Genomic DNA, 20936 nt, shown 5'->3' with positions numbered 1-20936 from the left:
CTATCCCCTCTCTTTCCTGCGAAAATGTAATGCTTCATTCTTTACAAGTTCTTCATACGTTCCGCTTTCTATCATTTTCCCTTTATTTAAAATAAGAATATGATCCATCTGTTTCATCCAATGAAGACGATGTGTTGCAAGAAATACTAACTTACCTTCAAACAGACGTAACATCGCTTGCTTTATTTCAAATTCAGTTTCAATATCAAGATGTGCTGTAGGCTCGTCTAATAAAATAATTGGCTTTTTGCTTAAAAGGGCTCGTGCCATTGCGACACGTTGTTCTTGTCCGCCACTCAGCATACGCCCACCTTCTCCAATTCTTTCATACATTCCATTTGGAAGCGATGTAACGAGTGAACGAAGACCAACTTCATTCATAACTCTTTCCACTTCTTCATCCGTTGTATTTGTTTCATAGAAACAAATGTTATCTTTTAATGAAAGCGGGAAAATATAAGGTTGCTGCGGAATATAAGCAATATTCTTTTGCCACTCTTCACGAGTAGCCCCGTCAATTTCCACACCGTTTACAATCATCTTTCCAGCTGAAGGAGTTAAAAACCCTGCTAATACGTCGATTAACGTTGATTTCCCTGCTCCACTTTCACCAATTACACCTATAGCGCCAGTGCCTTTCCAAGTAAAATCAATTTCCTCTAATATAGCTTTTTCAGATTCATCATTCTTTACTTTTACATCTTGTAATTTCAAATTACTAGTTGAATTCCATATTAAGTCTACATTAGATTCTTTCTTCCCTATTTCTTTTTGTCGCTGTAAAATCTCTTCTATTTGCTCCATTGCAAGTTGTCCATCTAACGTAGCATGATAATTTGCTCCAACTTGTTTAATCGGCAAGAAGTATTCCGGAGCTAAAATTAAAATCGTAAGGGCTGGCAATAGTACAATTGTTCCATCTATTAAACGTATCCCTAATCCGACCGCTACAAATGCAATTGATAAACTCGTAAAGAAATCTAATGCAAATGAAGAAAGAAAAGCAACTCGCAAAGTACGCATCGTTGCTTTTCTATATCTTTTACTTACTTTTTCAATCTTTCCTTCGTGTTGTTTACTTTGACCTAAATACTTTAATGTTTCTAATCCTTTTAACGTATCTACAAAATGATTAGAAAGAACACGATATGTTTCATATTGGCTATCCGCCATTTTCTGCGCTGCTAATCCTAGTAGGATCATAAAAATAATTACGATAGGAATCGTTACAACTAAAATGATTCCTGACTCAATATCTAGTGTAAAAACATATAGTACAATTAGTCCTGGTACGATACTACTTCTAATCATTTTAGGAATTGTTAATTCAATATATGTTTTAAATTTCTCAATACCCTCTATCGATAAGGTAACCAGATGACCTGTTCCAACAGTTTGAACATACCGTGGACCTAATGTGAAATACGCCTCTATTAATTGTTTTCTCAGTAGCGATCCTGTTTTTTCAGCGAAACGTTCCACTAATATTTGTGACATTCGAACTAGCAAATGACGTACTGCAAACGTGATTCCAAAATAAACAGTTTCATTTAACATAGATTGCACTGCTTCTCCCTGAAATAAAAACGTAATAGCCCGCGCTAAAAACACTGTTTGTGCAATAATACTAAAAGCTTCTAACATGCTAATGATTGTTAGCACTACATATAAAACTCGGCTACCAGGATACGACGGAAGTCCTCTTTTTCTTTTCATTAGTACTCCAAATCTTTATCTGACTTAACAGGTTGTCTAAACACATAGAAACTCCATATTTGACTTCCCAATACAAATGGCAATATAGCAATTGAAAAATACGTCATCAGTTTTAGTGCATAATCTCCTGATGCTGCATTATAAATTGTCAAATCGTATATTGACCCTAACGAACTAATTAAGACACGTGGGAACATGCCGGCAAACACACTCGCACTTAGTAAAATGATTGTTAAACTTGTCATAAAGAAAGCCCAACCATCTCTTCTTCTTTTATTTAATAATGTTGACACACATAATGCTACAAAAGCTCCAATCGGAACCATAATCCATTCTGTACCATGACCAGTGAAAATATCTGTTTTCCATAACCCTACACTAGCAAAAATAAGAAGCGCTATAATTGCAAGTGGTGCAATTTTCAATGCAGCAATACGTGCACGTTCTCTTAACTTACCAGTTGTACGTATTGTAAGGAATTGCAAGCCGTGAACAATACATAGCAGAAGGAACATAACTCCTCCAAGTAATGCAAAGGGATGAAGTAATTGTAGGAATCCACCTACAGCATTTTTCGTCTCATCAATTGGAATACCTACCATAAAGTTAGCAATGGCAACTCCCCAAAGGATAGGTGGTAATAAACTTCCTAAAAACATACCCCAATCCCAAAAACCTTTCCATTTATGATTGTCTATTTTCGCACGGAATTTAAAGGAAACACCTCTTATAATTAAAGCAAGAAGCATAAATACAAAAGGAATGTAAAACCCACTAAATAAAGTTGCATACCAGTGCGGGAATGCTGCGAACATAGCGCCACCTGCACAAACAAGCCATACTTCATTCGCATGCCAAAATGGGCCAATTGTATTTAAGTAAATCCTTTTCTCTAAATCGTTTTCTCCTAAAAACCTTGAAACTATACCTACACCGAAATCGAAACCTTCAAGTACAAAGAAGCCTACGAATAAAATTGCAATAATGATAAACCACAACTCATTAAGAGATAACATACTCATCCTCCTTATCAAATGGATCATGGCTTTGAGAATCCTGTTTCGCTTTCTTATTCTCATGTCCTTTAATGATACGAACGAATAAGTAAATGGTAATTCCACCTATAATTAAATATAGTGATGTGAATGAAACTAAAGAGAATAACACTTCTCCGAACGTAACATTTGGAGATACAGCATCTTCCGTTTTCATAACACCGAAGACTACCCAAGGCTGACGTCCCATTTCAGTCATAATCCATCCTACTGTATTACCGATAAACGGTAGTGAAATTGCATACACCATTAATTTTAAATACCAAGTTTTTTCAGCTAAACGGTCCTTTTTGGATAAGAACCAACCGTACGCTCCTAGAAGAAGCATAAATGTTCCACTCATTACCATCGCTCTAAAACTCCAAAACATCGTGTGTACTGGCGGAATATAATCTCCAGGCCCATATTTTTCTTCATATTGCTTTTGAATTTGATTCATCCCTTCTACTTGACCGCTAAATTTATCAAATGATAATAGGCTTAGCATATAAGGGATTTGAATTTCAAACGAATTTTCTTTCTTCTCTGCATCAATTTTCGCAAATACAGTAAATGGCGCTGGATCTTCACTCGTATTCCATAACGCTTCAGCAGCCGCCATTTTCATTGGGTGTGTTTTGATTAATTGTTGCGCTTGCGCATGACCGAAGAATAATACTAGCGCCGTTGTAAGTGTTCCAACAATGATAGAAATGCGGAATGATTTTTTAAACACTTCCGTTTCTTGGGCTTTCGTTATTTTCCATGCACTCACACCTGCAATAAAGAATGCACCCGTTGCAATTGCCGCTGTAATGGTATGCGGGAATTGTACCCATAATTGTGGATTTTGAATAATTGCTAAGAAATCATTCATTTGTGCACGTCCATCTGCTGCCATTTCATATCCTACTGGCGATTGCATAAATGCACTTGCAGTTAAAATCCAAAATGCTGATAACATTGTTCCAATTGAAAGGAGCCAAATACATAAAAGGTGAATGCGCTTCGGTAATTTATCCTCACCGAATACCCATAAACCTAAAAATGTAGACTCAATGAAAAATGCTAATAAACCTTCAATCGCAAGTGATGGACCAAACACATCACCTACGAAACGTGAATAGGTTGACCAGTTCATACCAAACTGGAATTCTTGTAAAATACCAGTTACTACACCTACCGCAAAGTTAACAAGGAATATTTGTGTCCAAAACTTCGTCATCTTCTTATAAATTTCTTGTCCCTTTACCACATATAACGTTTGCATTAACGCAATGATAAAAGCTAAACCAATAGACAGCGGAACAAAAAAGTAATGGAAAATCGTTGTTGATGCGAATTGTATTCGTGCCAATTCGAGCGTTTCCATACTACAATCACTTCCTTCATAGTTTTTATAATAAAAGTTAATTGAGCAATCTTATCAAGCTCAATTATTAAGAAATACGAAAAGACAAAAACATTTTGTATGTATTGTCGAAAAATACGAAGTTTCAGTTTTTCAAACTATTGTAATGCTATTTTTTACCTTTTCACTATTTCTGTAGTGTTTTATTCGTTAATCGAATTGTATAATATACCTGCATAGTAAATTCAGCTGATTTTTGACGTATTATTGACATCATTTTGTCTGAAATATGTCTTTTGGTATTTTTTTGAATTAGATTTTTCTCATCGATAAAATGTGTTTTTTTAATATGAGACTTATCTTTGCATCAATAAAATAATCGTTTCTCTCTTTATACACTTGACTTTTCTACGAAAAAATGTCCTATTAACCAATGGATAATTTCGTTATTTTTTTGTCAAGAGAAAAATGTATTTCTAAAATTCAAACATGAAATATTGTTATTCAAAAATAGGAAATAACCTCCTCTTTTCAGATTAAAAATTCACTTTTTTGTCATTTTTTCAAACTAAAATAAATAAAAAAATACCGAGAATCCATTGGACTCTCGGTATTTTTTTATTTATTTTGCTGTATGTTTTCTAATAGCCGGTAAAATTTCAGTAGCAATTAGCTCGATATTTTTCTCAATTTTATCATATGGTACGCCACCAAAATCAATTTCTGCCATAAAGCGTTGTTGCCCAAACAATTCATATTGGTAAAGCATTTTTTCAATAATTTGTTGTGGGCTACCAACCATTAACGCGTCACGGTAATCTATTGCATTTGTAAATTGTTGTTTCGGATACCCACCACCGCGTAGCGTAAGCATACCAGCATTAATGTGAGGGTAGTATTCACTAAGTGCATCTTGTGAATTTTTCGCTGTATAAAATAAACTCGTTGTTGCAACTGGCAAACTCGCTGGATTAAATCCACTTTGCTCAGCCGCCTCACGGTAAGCATCTACTGATCCTTTAAAGTTAATAGCTGGACCACCTAGTGTTGTTATCATCATTGGTACACCTGCACGTCCTGCTTTAATCGCACTAGCTGGTGGGCCACCAACTGCACGCCAAATTGGTAAGTTATTATTTTTAGCTCTTGGAATAACCGATGCATGCGCAAGCGGTGCTCTGAACTGTCCATTCCATGTTACATGTTCCTCTTTATTAATTTTTAATAAAAGATCCATCTTCTCTTCAAATAACTCTTCATAATCATTCACATCATAACCAAGTAAACTATATCCCCCAATACGAGATCCACGACCAGCCACAATTTCTGCACGTCCATTAGAAATCAAATCAAGTGTAGCAAAGTCCTCGTATACTCGTACCGGATCAGATGTACTTATTATCGTTGCTGAACTTGCAATTTTTATATTTTTCGTTGCTTGCGCAATCGCTCCTAAAATAACTGTATGAGCTTGCGTTGTAAAGTGCGTTTGATGACTTTCACCGACAGCAAATACATCAAGTCCAGCTTCATCCGCTAACTTTGCTGTTTCAATTAATTCATGAATTCTTTGTTCTGCACTAATTTTCTCTCCATTATGCGGATTTAAAACATGATCCCCAATCGAATATAATCCAAACTCCATCCCTTTACTTGTATCCATACGGTATTTTTCCATCATTACTCTCTCCTTTAATAAAGTGTTATTAGTTTCTCTTTTAAAAACGTTTGTAAGTCAAATGTATTTTCCTATTGTCTATAACTTCACTTGATTAGTCAATTGATAGTGTAAAAAAAATTACTCTTGCGGTAATTCTTTTTTTTCACTATGCTTATGAACCTTTGTCATTAGCTCGTATAACATTTTCTGTTCCTCTTCATTTAATACGTCATCAAAAAACGATGATTGAAATGCAAGTTGCTCTGGCAATGCTTTCTCTAAGGCAGCTTCCCCTTGCTCTGTCAGACTAATTGTTTTCGTTTTCCAATCTTGTTTTCGTACAATATATCCTTCTTTTTCAAGACGCGCTAACATTCGAGAAATACCGCCTTGTGTAACAGTTACCTTTTCAGCTAACTCCATTTGTGTTAGTGGTTGATACGTACGTATTTGCAAAAGCACATCAAATTGAGCAGTTGTTAAATCAAAACGTTTTAAAAACTCATTTGACATCTGATTACTTTGGTTCGTAAATCGTATTAAACGTAACCATATTAATGATCCTATCGTATTATCACGCATGTTTGATCACTTCCTATCGTGAATCTTACTATCACTTTACTACGCAAGTGATAAAAAAGCAAGAGAAAACGTGAAAAATATCTCATTAAAGTATTACATAAATAACGATAAGAAAGAATTCATGTTTAAATGAATTCTTTCTTATCGTTATTCTTAACTTTCCATATCATTCATTGCTATATGTAAAGCGCCTACTGCTTTGGGCCAACCAACATAAAAAGCCATATGTGTTATTAATGCAATCATTTCATTTTCTTTAATTCCATTTTGTTTGGCCAGTCGCAAATGAAATGGTAATTGTTCTGTATTACCAAGACTGATTAATACCGACACTGTACATAAACTCCTTTCTCTTAATGTTAAAGTGTCATCTCGCCACACTTCCTCGAACAATATTTTTTCACTATAATGAGCAAATGCAGGTGCCTTTTCTCTCATTTTCTCTTGAATACAATATTCAATGGATTCATTCATTATTTCACTCCCCCTTCACTTTTACCAATTGCGCCAATCCTTGACCAAACGACCAATTTTCAGCGGCTGTCTCGTTAAGTGTAATAAAAATGTCTGCACTTTTTATACTAGAACATTCAGAAACCCTCAAAGATATTGACTGATACAGATCGCGTTTCTGTTTTATCGTTCTTCCCGGTCCACATGTAATAGAAACATAAATCATATTCTCTGTTCTCTTTTCTCCCCTTTCTAATAAATAATATGGATCATATAAAAAATGATTTTGTTGATAAGGTAAAAACATTTCAAAAAAATCATTTTCAGGGATGTTAAAATGTTTAATTAATGAAAGATGAATACATTCACCTATCTTTTTCAATTCTTCTTCATTTAATATATTTTCATGATAATAAACGTTCACAAAAGGCATATATTTTCATTCCTTTTTCTTAATTTAACTTCAACATATTTTCATCGTGAAATGTACAAAACCTCATATACTGTAGTACCTTTATTCGTTATCATATCAGGCTTTTCTTCATAAAAATTAAACTTACTATATCCCCATTTATCTGGATTATATACTATTACATTGCCTAAACAATTCTCTACCTTTTGATCCACAATGGTAGATTGAGTCCCAATCAATGATTCACTTTGAGAAATACTTCCTTCATATTCAACAACATATCTACATTTCTTAAAATCATTTTTTAAATTAACAACTAATGGAACACCTATATTTATTTGTTGCCACCCAAAAGATTGTAAAATATTATCGTAATACCCTTCAAAGATAAATTTGTTCATTCCTTCATGACCATTCCAAATATATAAAGGTGCATAACAGTTATAGAAATTTCCGTCCTTATCTGCCTCAGTAATTAAATAAGCTTTAAAATTCAAGTCTTGAAAACCATCCGTTTTATACCCATTATCCTTTACCCTTTTCTTAATAATCTCCATATCATAATATTTCGGCAAAATGACCTTATATTGCATTCCAATCATGTTTATCACTCACTTTCCATCTTATATACACAATGATAAACCGATGATTGACTAACGTAAAATAGGTATAAATTATGTTTGGTATCATTTATAATGATATCGTATAAGGGGCTGTGATAAATGGAAATAAATGATCTTATTATATTCAAAACTGTGGCTAGCGAAGGTTCTATTAGTAAAGCTGCGAAAGAGTTAGGGTATGTTCAACCGAACGTAACTGAGCGAATTAAAAAATTAGAACAAGAGTTAGAAACACCTTTACTACATAGAGATAACAAAGGCGTTTCTTTATTACCTTCTGGTGACATTTTATTAGACTACACAAATCAAATATTAACGCTAGTAGAAGAAGCAAAAAATAAAATTAAAACAAGTGGGTCTTCTTATATAATCGCAACGTCACAATCTATTTTGACTAATTATGTAAGCAAGCGCATTAAAGAAAATTTTAGGAGTTATCAAATATATGTAGAAAATAGTAGTCATTTGCAAAAATTACTGCAGCAACAAAAAGTTGATATGGTCATTACTTATGAGGATTACCCAGACATATCGTTTAAAAAAGTATTTTCCACTTCAATTTCTATCGGCTTATTAAAACCGAAAGAAAAGTGTACCATTGAATTTTCAAAGGAACTCTTCTTCGTTAGTAATGACAAAAAGTGCCCTTTTAGGAATAAGACGATACAATTTCTAAAAGAAAATAATTTATCTCAGCGCCAACTTCAACAATTAGATTCTTATTCGCTTATAGAAGAGTTTATTCAGGACGGAAAAGGAATAGCCTTTTTACCAATTAAAAATGATAAATTAGTACCAATTGAAGATGTTCCAATTGAGAAATTAGCTGTTCATTTCTTTACGAACCAAAATTCTATCAAACAAATCCCTGATGAACTATTTAATTAATATAATATTTATAAAAGAACTAAATTTACATACAGCAATAAAAATCCCTCCTTTCCGAATCTAAAAGAGGGATTTTCATATTCTATACAATTGATTTTTCACACATTTTGCTCCACTTCTGCACTTTTCTCCTTCTTATTCCGTTTCATATTCTTCAGTCCCTTAACCGTGCCAACTAATCCTTTCGGGAAAACTAGCAATACGATAATGTACAATACACCAAGAATAATCGTCCATCGTTCAAAGATCGGATACTCTGTAGCTAGTTCTGATAAATAATATTTTAGGGATTCAATAATTCCAGCTCCTGCAATGGCTCCAATTAACGTTCCAACGCCTCCAATCATCGTCATCAATAATGCATTTAATGTCATTTCAATTGAAAATACAGTTGTATTAACAAAGCGCAGTGTAATAACAAATAAACCACCGCTAATTGCAGCTACTACTCCTGCAACAATGCTAGCAATAATTTTATAATGAAGAACTTTATATCCTAGTGCTTCAACACGTTGCTCGTTTTGTGAAATTGCCTTTAATACTTTTCCAATAGAAGATTTGGTAAAAAGACGTAACAGAACAAAAATGATAAGTAAACATATAAGTGTTACATAATAAAACGTAAAACGCTCACGAAATACGTCTGGTACACCAAATGTAAAACCATCTCCTCCGTGAGTGAGCCCACGCCATTTTTCAGCAAGTACGAAAAACAACTGTGAAATAGCAAGTGTTAACATTGCATAAAAATGACTTTTCAGCCGTAAAGAAAGCAAACCAATTATATAACTAACAATGGCTGAAATGATAATTGCAGCTACTATCCCTATTAAAAAGTTCGTTATGGATACTCCTTGTCGATCAAATAAAAGTGCTACGCCATATGCTCCGATTCCAAAGAACATACAATGGCCGAATGATACAATTCCTGTATATCCAAGCAATACATCAAAACTCATTGCAAAAATAGCAAAGATGAAGATTTGAGTGAACAAAATTAACAAGCTCCGTGAATCATTTACGAATGGAAATACACTTAAACAAATGAGCATACATACTCCGAAGTATACTTTAATTCGATTTGATGTGCTGTTCACCATTTCACCCCTTTTCACCAACAAGTCCATTTGGCTTCACGATTAAGAAAAACAGTAGCATTAACATATTGATTGCAAGTGATAAATCCGGTATAAAATACGCTGTAAAAGCACCCGCCAATCCGACAATTAAAGAAGCGATTGCTGAACCTTGTACGCTTCCTAACCCTCCAATGATTACTACTATGAAAGCCAAAATCGCATACTGCATACCCATCTCGGCGAAAATAACGCCTGAATACGGTGCTAATAAGAAGCCTCCCAACGCTGCCATTCCTGCGCCTAATAAAAAGACGAAAGAAAATATCGCTTTTACGTTAATACCGAGCGCTTGAACCATCTCTTTATCCATTACGCCTGCGCGTATCATAAGACCTATCTTTGTTTTTTTGAGCAATAATAATAATGCAATGTATATGATAACCCCAATTATGATAACGAATAGACGGTATTTAATTAATATAACGCCTCCAAATGTAAAACTTCCTTGTAGCCATAACGGTAACTTTGCCCCAATTGGATTTGGTCCCCAAAATACTTTAATACATTCACTAAGTACAAGCATTCCTCCAAGCGTAACAAGAAGCTGTCGAACATGATTTCCATATACCGGTCTAATAAGGAATCTTTCTAAAATAAATCCAAGGAACATTCCCATAGCTATTGCTCCAATTAAAGCTAACACATAACTCCCTGTCATATTAAATAGCCAAACACCTGTAAATGCTCCCCACGCAAATAAACCACCATGTGCGAAGTTTAGAACACTCATTAAACCGAAAATAAGTGAAAGACCTGATGCTAATAAAAAAATGAGCATCCCTGTTGAAATCCCATTTACAAATAAATTGATTAACACATCCATCCTTCTCACCCCGGATTCATGTTAAGAGATTCCTAAATATTTGTGACACATTTCCTTATCCTCTTTTAATTCATGCATAAAACCGTTATGAACAATTTTTCCGTTATCCATAATATAAAAATAATCACCAATTTGACTAGCCATCATAAAATTTTGTTCAACGAGTAAAACTGTTGTTTTTTCCTTCATTTTCAAAATAGCTATCATTAACTTTTCTATCATAATAGGAGACAAGCCTTTACTCGGCTCATCAATAAGTAATAAACCATCACTATTAATAAATGCTCTTGAAATTGCTAACATTTGCTTTTGTCCCCCGCTTAAGAGTCCGCTTTTTTTGTGCCAAAATTGCTTTAAATCTGGAAATAGTTCAAGCATCCATTCTATTTTTTCTTCCGCTTCTTCACCCTTACCTCTAGCAAGAGCGAATGTTTCTTCTACTGTCAGATCGTGAAAAATACCTTGATTTTCTGGTACATACCCTATCCCTTTCCTTGAAATTAAATGTGTAGATAATCCATTTACTTGTGTACGATCATAATAAATTTCACCATGTGCGATATGGTGAAACCCCATAACCGAACGTAACGTCGTAGTCTTCCCTGCCCCATTTCTTCCAAACAGTACAGTAATCGTTCCTTTCTCGACAGTAAGAGATACCCCTTGTAAAATATGAAACTGATCTAAATACGTCTCTATATTATTCACTTGTAATAGTGCCACTATATAATCCCCCTAAATAAGCACTTTGTACACGCTCATCTTTCATAATTTCTTCGGGTAAACCTTCAGCCAATAACTCTCCATGAAATAAAACGATTAGATGGTCTGACAAACCTAGTACCATATCCATTTTGTGTTCAATAAGTACAATTGTACTCTCTGGATGTTTCTTAATATTTTCAATCACTTGTAGTATAGCTGGGACTTCCTCGACCGAAATACCTGCCGTCGGCTCATCAAGTAATAACACATCTGTTTTTAAAGCTAATAACATCGCAAGTTCTAGCTTTCTTTTCTCTCCATGTGCCAAATCTTTCGCTAATACATTCTCTTTCTCCTGAAGTAATACTGTTTTTAAGAAACGTCTCGCCTCTCCAACTTGTTGCTTTAATTTTGCTGGACTCGGGAAAAAACTATAGTAATCTTGTACGAATGATTGAACACTTAAACGGACATTTTCAAGTACCGTTAATTCTGGGAATATGTTTGTAAGCTGAAAAGAGCGACCGATTCCTAAGCGTGTTCGATCTGAAATCGATAGTTTTGTAATATCTTGCCCTTTAAAATACACTTCACCTGTTGTGGGTGAAATCTGTCCACTTAGTAAATTAAATAATGTTGTCTTACCCGCACCATTTGGCCCGATAATAGAAATGAGTTTTCCTTTTTGTACAGTTAAATTTACATCTTTAATAACATGATGCTCGCCAAAAGATACACTAAGATTTTTCGTTTCTAGCAAATGTGTCACGAAATCCCTCCCTTTAAAACTTTCAGTATGAAAGAAATACGTATAAAGAGGGTGTACCCCTCTTTATACGTAAACAACAGAAAATTCAGTCTATTTATTTTGAACTGGTGGTTCTGTTTCTTTCATCGTTAATTCTCGCTCTAACACTGGCACCGGATAATCAACACCATCTTGTTTTTTCAATGTGATAGAATACAGCGTCTGCATCGCTTGATGATCCTTCTCTCTAAATTTCATCTTTCCTTTCGGTGTATCAAATTCCATTCCTTCCATTTTCTTAATTAATGTATCTACATCTGTATCACCTTTTGTTTTCTTTAAAGCTTCTACAATTGAAATTGCCGCTGACATTCCTCCTGCTGTAAATAAATCTGGCACCGCACCATTAAATCGTTTTTTATGTTCTTCCACTAACCAATCATTCACCTTATTTTTCGGGAGTGTATGATAATAAACAGAAAAACCTTGCATTCCTACTAATGCATCCATCGTTTTTAATGCTGGTATATCTGGTGCACCTGTAGAAATTTTAATACCTTGCGCTTCCACATTCATATCTTTCAACTGTTTCCAAGGTGAATTCGCCCCTGCCCAAACGATAAATAAATAATCTGGTTTTGAGCTAATGATATTTTGAATATTAGCTGTGAAGTCAGTCGAATTTGTATCTGCATATTGCTCGTTTACAATGTTCGCACCTAATTTCTTTGCTCCAGCTTTAAACGCCGCAATTCCTTCACGGCCGTATGCGTTATCTTGTGCCAACGTTGCTATTTTCACATCTTTTTTAGCAATTGCTGCAGCACCAGCGACTGCATCTTGAGATGAATTTCTACCTGTTCTAAAAATATATTTATTCCAGTTCTTACCGGTAATACTATCAGCTACCGCCGGTTCTACAACCATTATTTTTTCATATTCTTCAGCTAGTGGTAAAACCGCTAATGTATCACTTGAACTAGACGATCCGACTAAAAAATCAACTTTCTCTTCTTCTAATAACTTCGTAGCTTTTTTAACCGCTACATCAGCTTTTGTTTCTGTATCTTCTACAACAAACTTAATCTTCTTTCCTTCCACTTTCCCAGTTCCATCCGTCGCATAGTCTAACCCTAATTCAAATCCGTTCACTGTTTGTTTTCCATATGATTCTAACGGACCTGTTAATGATGCAAGAACCCCTACCTTAATCGTCTTTTCATCCTCTGTACTTGTTTTCTTTCCTGAACAAGCTGCCGTTATGAATAACGATCCTAAAACACAACCAGTAGCCATCATTTTTAGCCATTTACGTTTTTTCATCGACATTGTGATCCTCCCCATACTTTTCTTTCTGATAGAATCAAACACGCCAAAATTCCCCATCCGTAATTATGACTTTTTCTTTGAATCATACAAACAAATTTATTAAAAAATTAATGAAGTACCATTACATTCGCCGCCCCTTTCCAAATACCTCCATTTCCCATATATTCATTTAGTATTTTTCACCACCTAATCACAGTAGCTGCCCACGTATACCCAGTCCCTGCACTAACTACTACTGCAATATCTCCGGCCTGTAATTTCCCCTGTTCATTTGCAAAGTGAAGACCAATGCAAGGATCAAGCGCTGACATATGTCCATAATGATCTAAATATACAACTTGTTCTTCTGCTAGCCCTAGCCCCTGTATCAATTCTATTAACATAGAACGTTTTGTATGCAGTGGTAACAATACTTTAATATCTTTAGGAGTTAACCCACTTTTTCTTAACGCCTCCCGAATCACCTTGTCAAAATTAGGGATTGAAACCCGATCTAGACGTTCTTTCATACTAATAGGATCTATTACATCAATATAATGCTGTCGATTCTCAACTGTATCGTAGCTCGCAACCTGCTTCGATCCACCTGCTGGAATACGAACATCTTCATGAAATGAACCATCTGTTATAATCGCACTTCCTAATATTTCACCGGTTCTAGCGTCTTTTTTCACTAAAGCTGCACTTCCGCCATCAGCGAAATTAAACATAAAACGCGAACGTGGATTATCATAATCTACAATTTGAGATTCTTTACATCCACCTACTAATAATATATTTTCAATTGAGTTATCGGAGTAGAGCATATCTTTTGCGACTTTGAGAGCAATAGGAAAGCAAGAACTAACATTCATAATTTCAAAAGCATAAGCATTTTTCAATCCAAGTTCATGCTGAATTTTTGGGGCACTTGACCATACGTGGTAATCTTTATGTGGACTGCCAAAATAAATGACTACATCAATAGATTGAGGATCTACTTGTGATAATATTGGTTTTGCAGCAGCAATAGCTAAATCTGATGCATGCATCGTTTCATCTGCGACATGTTTTTCATATAATCCAAACTTTTCTATAATAATATGCTCAGGAATACCTGTTTTTTTAGATAGGTCTGCAGCCGTCTCTACGTCTTTTGGGAAGAAAACACCAGTCGCTTCAATCCCAATATTCATTAGAATACCCCTCCTTCTTTTGGCACCATCATTGTAGCTACACCTGTTAATACTAAATCTCCTTTTTGGTTATGACACTCTGTTAACAATTTCAAAACTCTCTTTTCCATCATAAATTCTTGTACTGTAGCCGTTGCTGTAATTGTATCTCCTATAAAAACTGGTGCTGTAAATTTAATAGTTTGCTCCATGTAAACGGATCCTTTTCCAGGTAAATGAATACCAAGCAATTGCGATAATAAACTAGAAGTTAGTAAACCATGTGCTATTCTTTGATTAAATCTAGTTTGTTTCGCATACTCATGATCAATATGGATTGGGTTAAAATCCCCACTTAAACCTGCAAATAATACAAAATCTGTTTCTGTAATTGTTTTACTACATGACGCCTGTTGACCAGTGATATATACCGTCATCTCTTCACCTGCTTTTCAATTGATTTGCTAACTGTGCTTTTTGAATTTTACCAGTTGCATTTTTTGGCAATTCCTCTAGAAAAACAATTTCTTTCGGTATTTTATATTTTGCTAGAAATAAACGACAATGCTCAATGACTTCTTTTTCAGTTAATACACTGCTACTCTTTTTCACAATAAAGGCGATTGGAGTCTCTCCCCACTTTACATGTTGCCTACCAACGACCGCTACCTCATATACGTCCGAAAGCTTATTAATGACTTGCTCTACTTCAAGTGGATAAATATTTTCACCACCGGAAATTATCATTTCTTTTTTTCTACCGACAATGTATACAAAACCATCTTCATCAACTCTAGCTAAATCACCCGTATATAACCAACCATCTTGAATCGCTTCTTTTGTTGCATCTGGCCGGTTCCAATACTCTTTCATTACATTCGGTCCTCTTATTAGTAACTCCCCAACTTCACCAACCTCAACTTTATTTTTGTTTTCATCAATAAGTTCATACTCACAAAACAGAACAGGTTTCCCAATCGAGCCTACTTTCCGTCTTGCATCTTCTTCTGAAAGCATAAATACGGTTGGTGATGTTTCAGTCATACCGAAGCCTTGACCAAATAAAAATCCTCTATCTATAAATTCCCTCATCAACTCTTCTGGACAAGGGGCACCACCGTTATAAAACCAGCGAACTGATTGTAAATTTGTAGTCTCAAACTTTTCGCAATTCATTAATGCTTGATGAATTGTAGGTACTCCCATCACTACGGTCACTTTATGTTTTTCTATCATGGAAAGAGCTGTGGTTGGTTCGAATTTTCTTGGAATAATGATTACACCGCCTGCAAATAAAGTTGGAAATGCAAATAAACCAATTCCACCAATATGAAATAAAGGTAATAATACAATAGAGCGGTCGTGCATAGTTAAGTCAATCGCAAATGTATTATTAAGCGCATTCCAAAACATATTGTCTTGTGTAAGTACAGCTCCTTTCGGTTTTCCCGTTGTCCCTGAGGTATAACATATAATAAAGGATGCGCTTTCATTTATCTCTTCAAGGTTGTCACTTTTTCTATCTTCTATTTCTTTTAAACTTTTAATCAAAATAACTCTTTGAACATACGATACCTTATGCATTGACAGTGCCATATTTTGAAAGGTTTCCTCTACAAATAAAACTGTAGTTCCACTATCTTTTAACTGAAAGATAAGTTCATTTTCTGTTAACCGTATATTAAGTGGAACAGCAATACATTCTACTTTTGCTATAGCAAACAAAAGTACAATATATTCCAAGCTATTTTGTGATAAAATGGCTATCCTTTCTCCTTTTTGCACATTCAAGTCATAAATTAGATAGGCTGCTACTTTACTTACATACTCATGTAACTGTTTATATGTCATTTCCTCCTCTTCTGTAATAATGGCAATGCGATCTGGATGTAAATAGGACCGTTTTTCAATCCAATAAGCAATGCCCTGCATATTTCCCCCACTCCTTTATCTCTTTCTCAATCCTTCAAATATTAATGACATCGCTGCTTCAAATACATCTTCCGGAACATCTTTCTCTTCCCAATAACCCCATCGCATTCCTAGAAATTGCCCAATTGACATAAGACAATACGCAATTGTTTCTTTATCAAGTTGTTTAAACTCTCCCGCTTCCATACCAGCCGATAAACTTTTTAAAAATCCATTTGCGAGCTTTGCATAGTACCATCTATATAAGTTATCATCAACAACTACTGCCTGTTGTACAATATTATATAGATTAGGTCGATCTTTCACCCACCGAAAAAAAGCCTGAAAACCTCTTCTTTGTGCCTCTTCATAACTTGATATTCCCTTCATTTCTTCTTTAATAATTAAGCGTAACTCACGGTTCAATCTGCGAATCAATTCATCAAATATATCTTTTTTAGATGGAAAGTAATTATAGAAAGTTCCGTGTGCTACCTTTGCTTCTTGTGTAATATTCACGATAGAAGCCTCGTAATATCCTTTACTACCAAATATCTCTTCTGCAGCACACAATAATTTCTCTCTCGTTTCTAACCCTTTTGTTGTTAGATTTTTTACATCCATTATTATTTTTTCTGACACCTGAATCACCTCTTAGATTTGATTATAAATAAATTTCTGAATTTTACAATTATTACCGTTAGACAAAATCTGCAAGTGTTTTTCTACATACAAAAGGCCTAACTTAAAAATAAGTTAGGCCTTTCATCTTAATTAGAATTATTTTCTACTTTCTCTAATCCTTCAGCCAATTGTTTCTTATCTAGCCCTTCCCCTATTACTACTAAGTTCGTCGGGAAACCGAAGTCTTGTTCCAGTAAAGTTGGTACCCCAAATGAATATTGGAATAGGTGCGGGTATTTATCTCCATGGAATTTCACAAATCCTTTTACACGATAAATACTATCTGGTAAATTTGAAAGCCATTCATATAAATTGTCTTGATCAATCGATTTCGTAAATTGATATGTCATCGTTTGTATATGTAAATGCTGTTTGACATGTAGTGTCTCATGTTCCCCATCATTCATAAATTCAGCTTCTTCTATATCTTCTAAAGATATATTACAATATTTTGTTTCAAACAATTTTGCATGATTATTTATTGCTTTCACGTCTTCAATTACTTTGTTCTTATCCGCAAATGTTAGTAAATCTGATTTATTAATTAAAATATGGCTACCAAATTTCATTTGCTCATGCAGTAGCTGTTGCACATTTGCACTTAATATACTTCGATTTAACCACCTTACTGCATCTAAAACGACTACTATTGATTTCACTTCTAAGAAAGGTGCTAAAATTGGTGATACACATGCATCTAACACTTCAATTGGATGCGCAACACCTGTCGTTTCTATATAAATGACATCTGGTCTTTCTTGCTGATATAACGAATGTAATTGTATTTCAAGCTCTTCTTTTAACGTACAACAAATACACCCTTTAAGAAGTTCCCTTAAAACATTCTCTTTTCCAATAATATCTGTATCTACTGAGTATTCACCAATTTCATTCATTAACACTGCAACTTTTCTATTCTTCTTTTTCTCCGCTAACAATAAATTTTGTAATAATGTTGATTTTCCGCTACCTAAAAAGCCACCTAATATATGAATTTCTACTTTATTCATTTGATCTACCATCCATTTCTTTATTTCAAAACGCATTCAAAGCGTAATAATTACGATTTATATTTATTATTTTATTAAAAGAGTCGTGATTTGTAAATATATCTTCACTGTTCATTTACTTCATATGCAACTCGAATTCCAGACTCTATTGCTCCTTGCATCCACCCATGTGTTAATGTCGTATGCTCTCCTGCAAAGTGCACTTTTCCAGATGGTGGTGTAATATACGGAAATAACTCGAGCTCTTGACCTGGTTCAAAAGCTGTAAATGCACCGCAAGAATACGGATTTTGACTCCAGCTAAAAGATGTTCCCGTAACAAACTCACTATAGACGATATCACCGTATATTTCTGCTAAATTTTTTAATGCGTAACGAATGCGTTCTCTATCCGGTAAACTATCCCATGTTAACGCCTCATCTGCCCACGTATAACTCGCTAAAACGATAGCTGCCCCTGGTGTATGAATGCCATAACTCGGATAATATGTAAACCGTATCGGTAAATCTGTAATAGATTTACCTCCACACTGTCCCGCTTTCTCCCAAAATCTACTTTTAAACTCTATCGCAATTTTAGTTGCAGCAATATAATTTAATTCACGAATTGCTCGTCTTTTATAATAAGAGAATAGATTGTAAGGCTGAATTTCAACAAAACGTAAAGCTGAAAATGGGATCGTAACAATTGCAACATCACCTGTAACCATAAATCTCTCAATAGTTTGTTCATAGTTTACTTGCATCATCACTTTGCTATTTTCTTGTATAATTTTTTCAACCTTATACCGCATAAATATATTCTCATTTAACTGCGATAAAAATGCTTTTGGTAATGCATCCATCCCGCCCGTTATTTCATAATATTTCGTCGTTGAAGTAAAGAAGACCATTTCTCGTAATACTTCAATTAAAGACATTCCCATATACGCTTCCATATCAAGAAGTACACCAATCATATCTATTGCACCGTCTGAATAATATTCAGTTAAAAATGTGCCGAGCGAATATGCTTTATACTTTTTCTCAACAATACTCCAATTCTTATTAGGATCTTTCTTAATATAATTTAGAATCGGTTCTAATACCTCTAACATTAACTCTTCTGCCGTTTTACCTTTTTCCCTCTCTAAAATAGGATATCCAAGTATACTTGGATTTTTTTCGAATATGCTTAATCTCGTTTTAATATTATTCGTATAAATAATATCTGAAGCGGTTTTATTTATAAAAAGATTTAACGGTAATTTAAATTTACGAATGTAAGCTAAAGTTAACTTGTGTGTATCAGGAATTCGCATTGGTCCTGCATTAAAATATAAACCTCTGCTAAACGGTTCACGTATCGTATATATTCTTCCGCCTATTCGATTATTCGCTTCTAAAATTGTTATGTTATGACCTGCTTCTTTCAATAACGATGCTGCAACTAATCCTGAAATTCCTGCACCAACAATAATAATCTGTTTTGGCTCCTTCGTTTTAACGAGCCCCACATGAATAATATGGAGCATTCTTTCCATCGTTAATGGCTGCATCATGGCCTTTTCCCCTTCAATAAAGGATTTTATTGCATTATATTCGGTTAACTTACTTCCTATGTTTTATGCAAGAAATTGCACGGATACATTTTCAAATACTTGAATATCTTTTATAAAATGTAATAAACTAGATATGAATCTATAGAAGTAAGACGTATTATCTTACATAATAAAATCAATGAAATTGCGAGGAATTTTGAAATGAAAAAAGGTATTAACCGTGTTGTATTAGTCGGAACAGGAGCAGTTGGATGTAGTTATGCTTACTGCATGATTAACCAAGCTGTAGCTGAAGAATTTGTTTTAGTTGATGTAAACGAAGCAAAAGCTGAAGGAGAAGCGATGGATTTAAGTCATGCCGTTCCATTTGCTCCAGCTCCAACTAGAGTATGGAAAGGTAGCTACGAAGATTGTAAAGATGCTGACCTTGTAGTCATTACGGCTGGATTACCACAAAAGCCAGGCGAAACACGTTTAGATTTAGTTGAGAAAAATGCAAAAATCTTTAAACAAATCGTGCGCAGTATTATGGATAGCGGATTTGATGGTATCTTCTTAATCGCAACTAACCCTGTCGATATTTTAACTTACGTAACTTGGAAAGAATCTGGTTTACCGAAAGAACGCGTAATTGGTTCTGGCACAACACTTGATTCTGCTCGTTTCCGCTATATGTTAGGTGAGTACTTCAATATTGGTCCACACAACATTCATGCTTATATTATCGGAGAACATGGTGATACGGAACTTCCTGTTTGGAGTCACGTATCAGTTGGTATTCAAAAACTACAAACACTGCTTGAAAAAGACAATACGTATAATCAAGAAGATTTAGACAAAATCTTCATAAACGTTCGTGATGCAGCTTACCATATTATTGAGCGAAAAGGTGCAACTTACTACGGTATCGGTATGTCACTTCTACGTGTTACTAAAGCGATTTTAAATGATGAAAATAGTGTATTAACTGTATCGGCTTACTTAGAAGGTCAATATGGTCAAAAAGATGTGTATATTGGTGTACCTGCTGTTTTAAATCGCGGCGGGGTTCGTGAAATTTTAGAAGTAGAATTAAGTGAAGACGAAGAATTAAAATTCGATCACTCAGTTCAAGTGTTGAAAGAAACAATGGCTCCTGTTCTTTAATATGTATAGCAAAAAGCAATCCAAATT

The 20936-nt window shown here is 34.6% G+C and carries 21 protein-coding genes; 2 read left to right on the top strand and 19 right to left on the bottom strand.

Annotation, left to right across the window (positions count from 1 at the left end; genetic code table 11):
* The 8 genes from cydD to PQF83_RS04185 all read right to left on the bottom strand — a co-directional run bounded on the left by cydD (window position 1) and on the right by PQF83_RS04185 (window position 7810).
* On the bottom strand, window positions 1-1716 hold the full coding sequence (cydD, locus tag PQF83_RS04220; RefSeq protein ID WP_000824083.1) for a thiol reductant ABC exporter subunit CydD: 1716 nt from the start codon (window positions 1714-1716) through the stop codon (window positions 1-3).
* Window positions 1716-2732 (bottom strand): cytochrome d ubiquinol oxidase subunit II, encoded by a 1017-nt coding sequence (gene cydB, locus PQF83_RS04215; protein ID WP_000950063.1) that lies wholly within the window; start codon window positions 2730-2732, stop codon window positions 1716-1718. The genes cydD and cydB overlap by 1 nt, the downstream gene beginning before the upstream one ends.
* A complete protein-coding gene (cydA, locus tag PQF83_RS04210) occupies window positions 2719-4122 on the bottom strand; it encodes a cytochrome ubiquinol oxidase subunit I (RefSeq protein ID WP_000448876.1) in 1404 nt (467 codons plus the stop codon). The genes cydB and cydA overlap by 14 nt, the downstream gene beginning before the upstream one ends.
* Before the next feature lie 601 nt (window positions 4123-4723).
* Window positions 4724-5779: an LLM class flavin-dependent oxidoreductase gene (locus PQF83_RS04205; protein WP_000417578.1), complete on the bottom strand. Its 1056-nt coding sequence runs from the start codon at window positions 5777-5779 to the stop codon at window positions 4724-4726.
* A 120-nt stretch (window positions 5780-5899) separates the two neighbouring features.
* Window positions 5900-6343, bottom strand: coding sequence for a MarR family winged helix-turn-helix transcriptional regulator (locus PQF83_RS04200; RefSeq protein WP_001205511.1), 444 nt, complete (start codon window positions 6341-6343; stop codon window positions 5900-5902).
* Between the two features lie 153 nt (window positions 6344-6496).
* A complete protein-coding gene (locus tag PQF83_RS04195) occupies window positions 6497-6820 on the bottom strand; it encodes a carboxymuconolactone decarboxylase family protein (protein ID WP_000980847.1) in 324 nt (107 codons plus the stop codon).
* Window position 6821: 1 nt separating this feature from the next.
* On the bottom strand, window positions 6822-7229 hold the full coding sequence (locus tag PQF83_RS04190) for a tautomerase family protein (RefSeq protein ID WP_001117244.1): 408 nt from the start codon (window positions 7227-7229) through the stop codon (window positions 6822-6824).
* A gap of 41 nt (window positions 7230-7270) precedes the next feature.
* Window positions 7271-7810 carry a DUF4865 family protein gene (locus tag PQF83_RS04185; RefSeq protein ID WP_000579921.1) on the bottom strand — a complete coding sequence of 180 codons (540 nt, stop codon included), beginning with the start codon at window positions 7808-7810 and terminating at the stop codon, window positions 7271-7273.
* A 120-nt stretch (window positions 7811-7930) separates the two neighbouring features.
* Here PQF83_RS04185 and PQF83_RS04180 point away from each other — a divergent pair, with 120 nt between their 5' ends.
* Window positions 7931-8719: a LysR family transcriptional regulator gene (locus PQF83_RS04180; RefSeq protein ID WP_000405016.1), complete on the top strand. Its 789-nt coding sequence runs from the start codon at window positions 7931-7933 to the stop codon at window positions 8717-8719.
* 98 nt (window positions 8720-8817) lie between these two features.
* On the opposite strand, the gene PQF83_RS04175 is transcribed toward PQF83_RS04180, so the two are convergent.
* From PQF83_RS04175 to PQF83_RS04125, 11 genes are all read right to left on the bottom strand, one after another.
* The gene (locus tag PQF83_RS04175; protein ID WP_001997236.1) at window positions 8818-9771 is read right to left on the bottom strand and encodes a branched-chain amino acid ABC transporter permease; all 954 of its coding nucleotides are present in this window, start codon (window positions 9769-9771) and stop codon (window positions 8818-8820) included.
* A gap of 49 nt (window positions 9772-9820) precedes the next feature.
* The gene (locus PQF83_RS04170; protein WP_000382789.1) at window positions 9821-10681 is read right to left on the bottom strand and encodes a branched-chain amino acid ABC transporter permease; all 861 of its coding nucleotides are present in this window, start codon (window positions 10679-10681) and stop codon (window positions 9821-9823) included.
* Between the two features lie 21 nt (window positions 10682-10702).
* Window positions 10703-11404, bottom strand: a complete 702-nt coding sequence (locus PQF83_RS04165; RefSeq protein ID WP_001196704.1) for a branched-chain amino acid ABC transporter ATP-binding protein — start codon at window positions 11402-11404, stop codon at window positions 10703-10705.
* Entirely contained in the window at window positions 11382-12155 is a 774-nt protein-coding gene (locus PQF83_RS04160; RefSeq protein WP_000149327.1) for an ABC transporter ATP-binding protein, read from the bottom strand. Before PQF83_RS04160 ends, PQF83_RS04165 begins: the two co-directional genes overlap by 23 nt.
* A 90-nt stretch (window positions 12156-12245) precedes the next feature.
* Window positions 12246-13463 carry a substrate-binding domain-containing protein gene (locus PQF83_RS04155; RefSeq protein ID WP_000061985.1) on the bottom strand — a complete coding sequence of 406 codons (1218 nt, stop codon included), beginning with the start codon at window positions 13461-13463 and terminating at the stop codon, window positions 12246-12248.
* A gap of 179 nt (window positions 13464-13642) precedes the next feature.
* A complete protein-coding gene (locus tag PQF83_RS04150) occupies window positions 13643-14638 on the bottom strand; it encodes a 3-oxoacyl-ACP synthase (protein WP_001020496.1) in 996 nt (331 codons plus the stop codon).
* The gene (locus PQF83_RS04145) at window positions 14638-15054 is read right to left on the bottom strand and encodes a MaoC family dehydratase (RefSeq protein ID WP_000219483.1); all 417 of its coding nucleotides are present in this window, start codon (window positions 15052-15054) and stop codon (window positions 14638-14640) included. Before PQF83_RS04145 ends, PQF83_RS04150 begins: the two co-directional genes overlap by 1 nt.
* A gap of 4 nt (window positions 15055-15058) precedes the next feature.
* On the bottom strand, window positions 15059-16549 hold the full coding sequence (locus PQF83_RS04140; RefSeq protein WP_001161515.1) for an o-succinylbenzoate--CoA ligase: 1491 nt from the start codon (window positions 16547-16549) through the stop codon (window positions 15059-15061).
* A gap of 15 nt (window positions 16550-16564) precedes the next feature.
* Window positions 16565-17170 (bottom strand): TetR/AcrR family transcriptional regulator, encoded by a 606-nt coding sequence (locus tag PQF83_RS04135; protein WP_001290794.1) that lies wholly within the window; start codon window positions 17168-17170, stop codon window positions 16565-16567.
* A 128-nt stretch (window positions 17171-17298) separates the two neighbouring features.
* Window positions 17299-18222: a CobW family GTP-binding protein gene (locus PQF83_RS04130; protein WP_001044949.1), complete on the bottom strand. Its 924-nt coding sequence runs from the start codon at window positions 18220-18222 to the stop codon at window positions 17299-17301.
* A 104-nt stretch (window positions 18223-18326) separates the two neighbouring features.
* Window positions 18327-19763, bottom strand: a complete 1437-nt coding sequence (locus tag PQF83_RS04125) for a flavin monoamine oxidase family protein (protein WP_000983545.1) — start codon at window positions 19761-19763, stop codon at window positions 18327-18329.
* A gap of 201 nt (window positions 19764-19964) precedes the next feature.
* Between PQF83_RS04125 and PQF83_RS04120 the strand changes: the two genes are divergently transcribed.
* Window positions 19965-20909, top strand: a complete 945-nt coding sequence (locus PQF83_RS04120; RefSeq protein ID WP_000715326.1) for an L-lactate dehydrogenase — start codon at window positions 19965-19967, stop codon at window positions 20907-20909.
* The last annotated feature ends 27 nt before the right edge of the window (window positions 20910-20936 follow it).

The sequence above is a fragment of the Bacillus sp. FF-1 genome (genome assembly GCF_028548245.1).
In the GTDB taxonomy this organism is placed as follows: Bacteria; Bacillota; Bacilli; order Bacillales; family Bacillaceae_G; genus Bacillus_A; species Bacillus_A paranthracis.
This window is presented reverse-complemented; position numbering and strand designations above follow the sequence as displayed.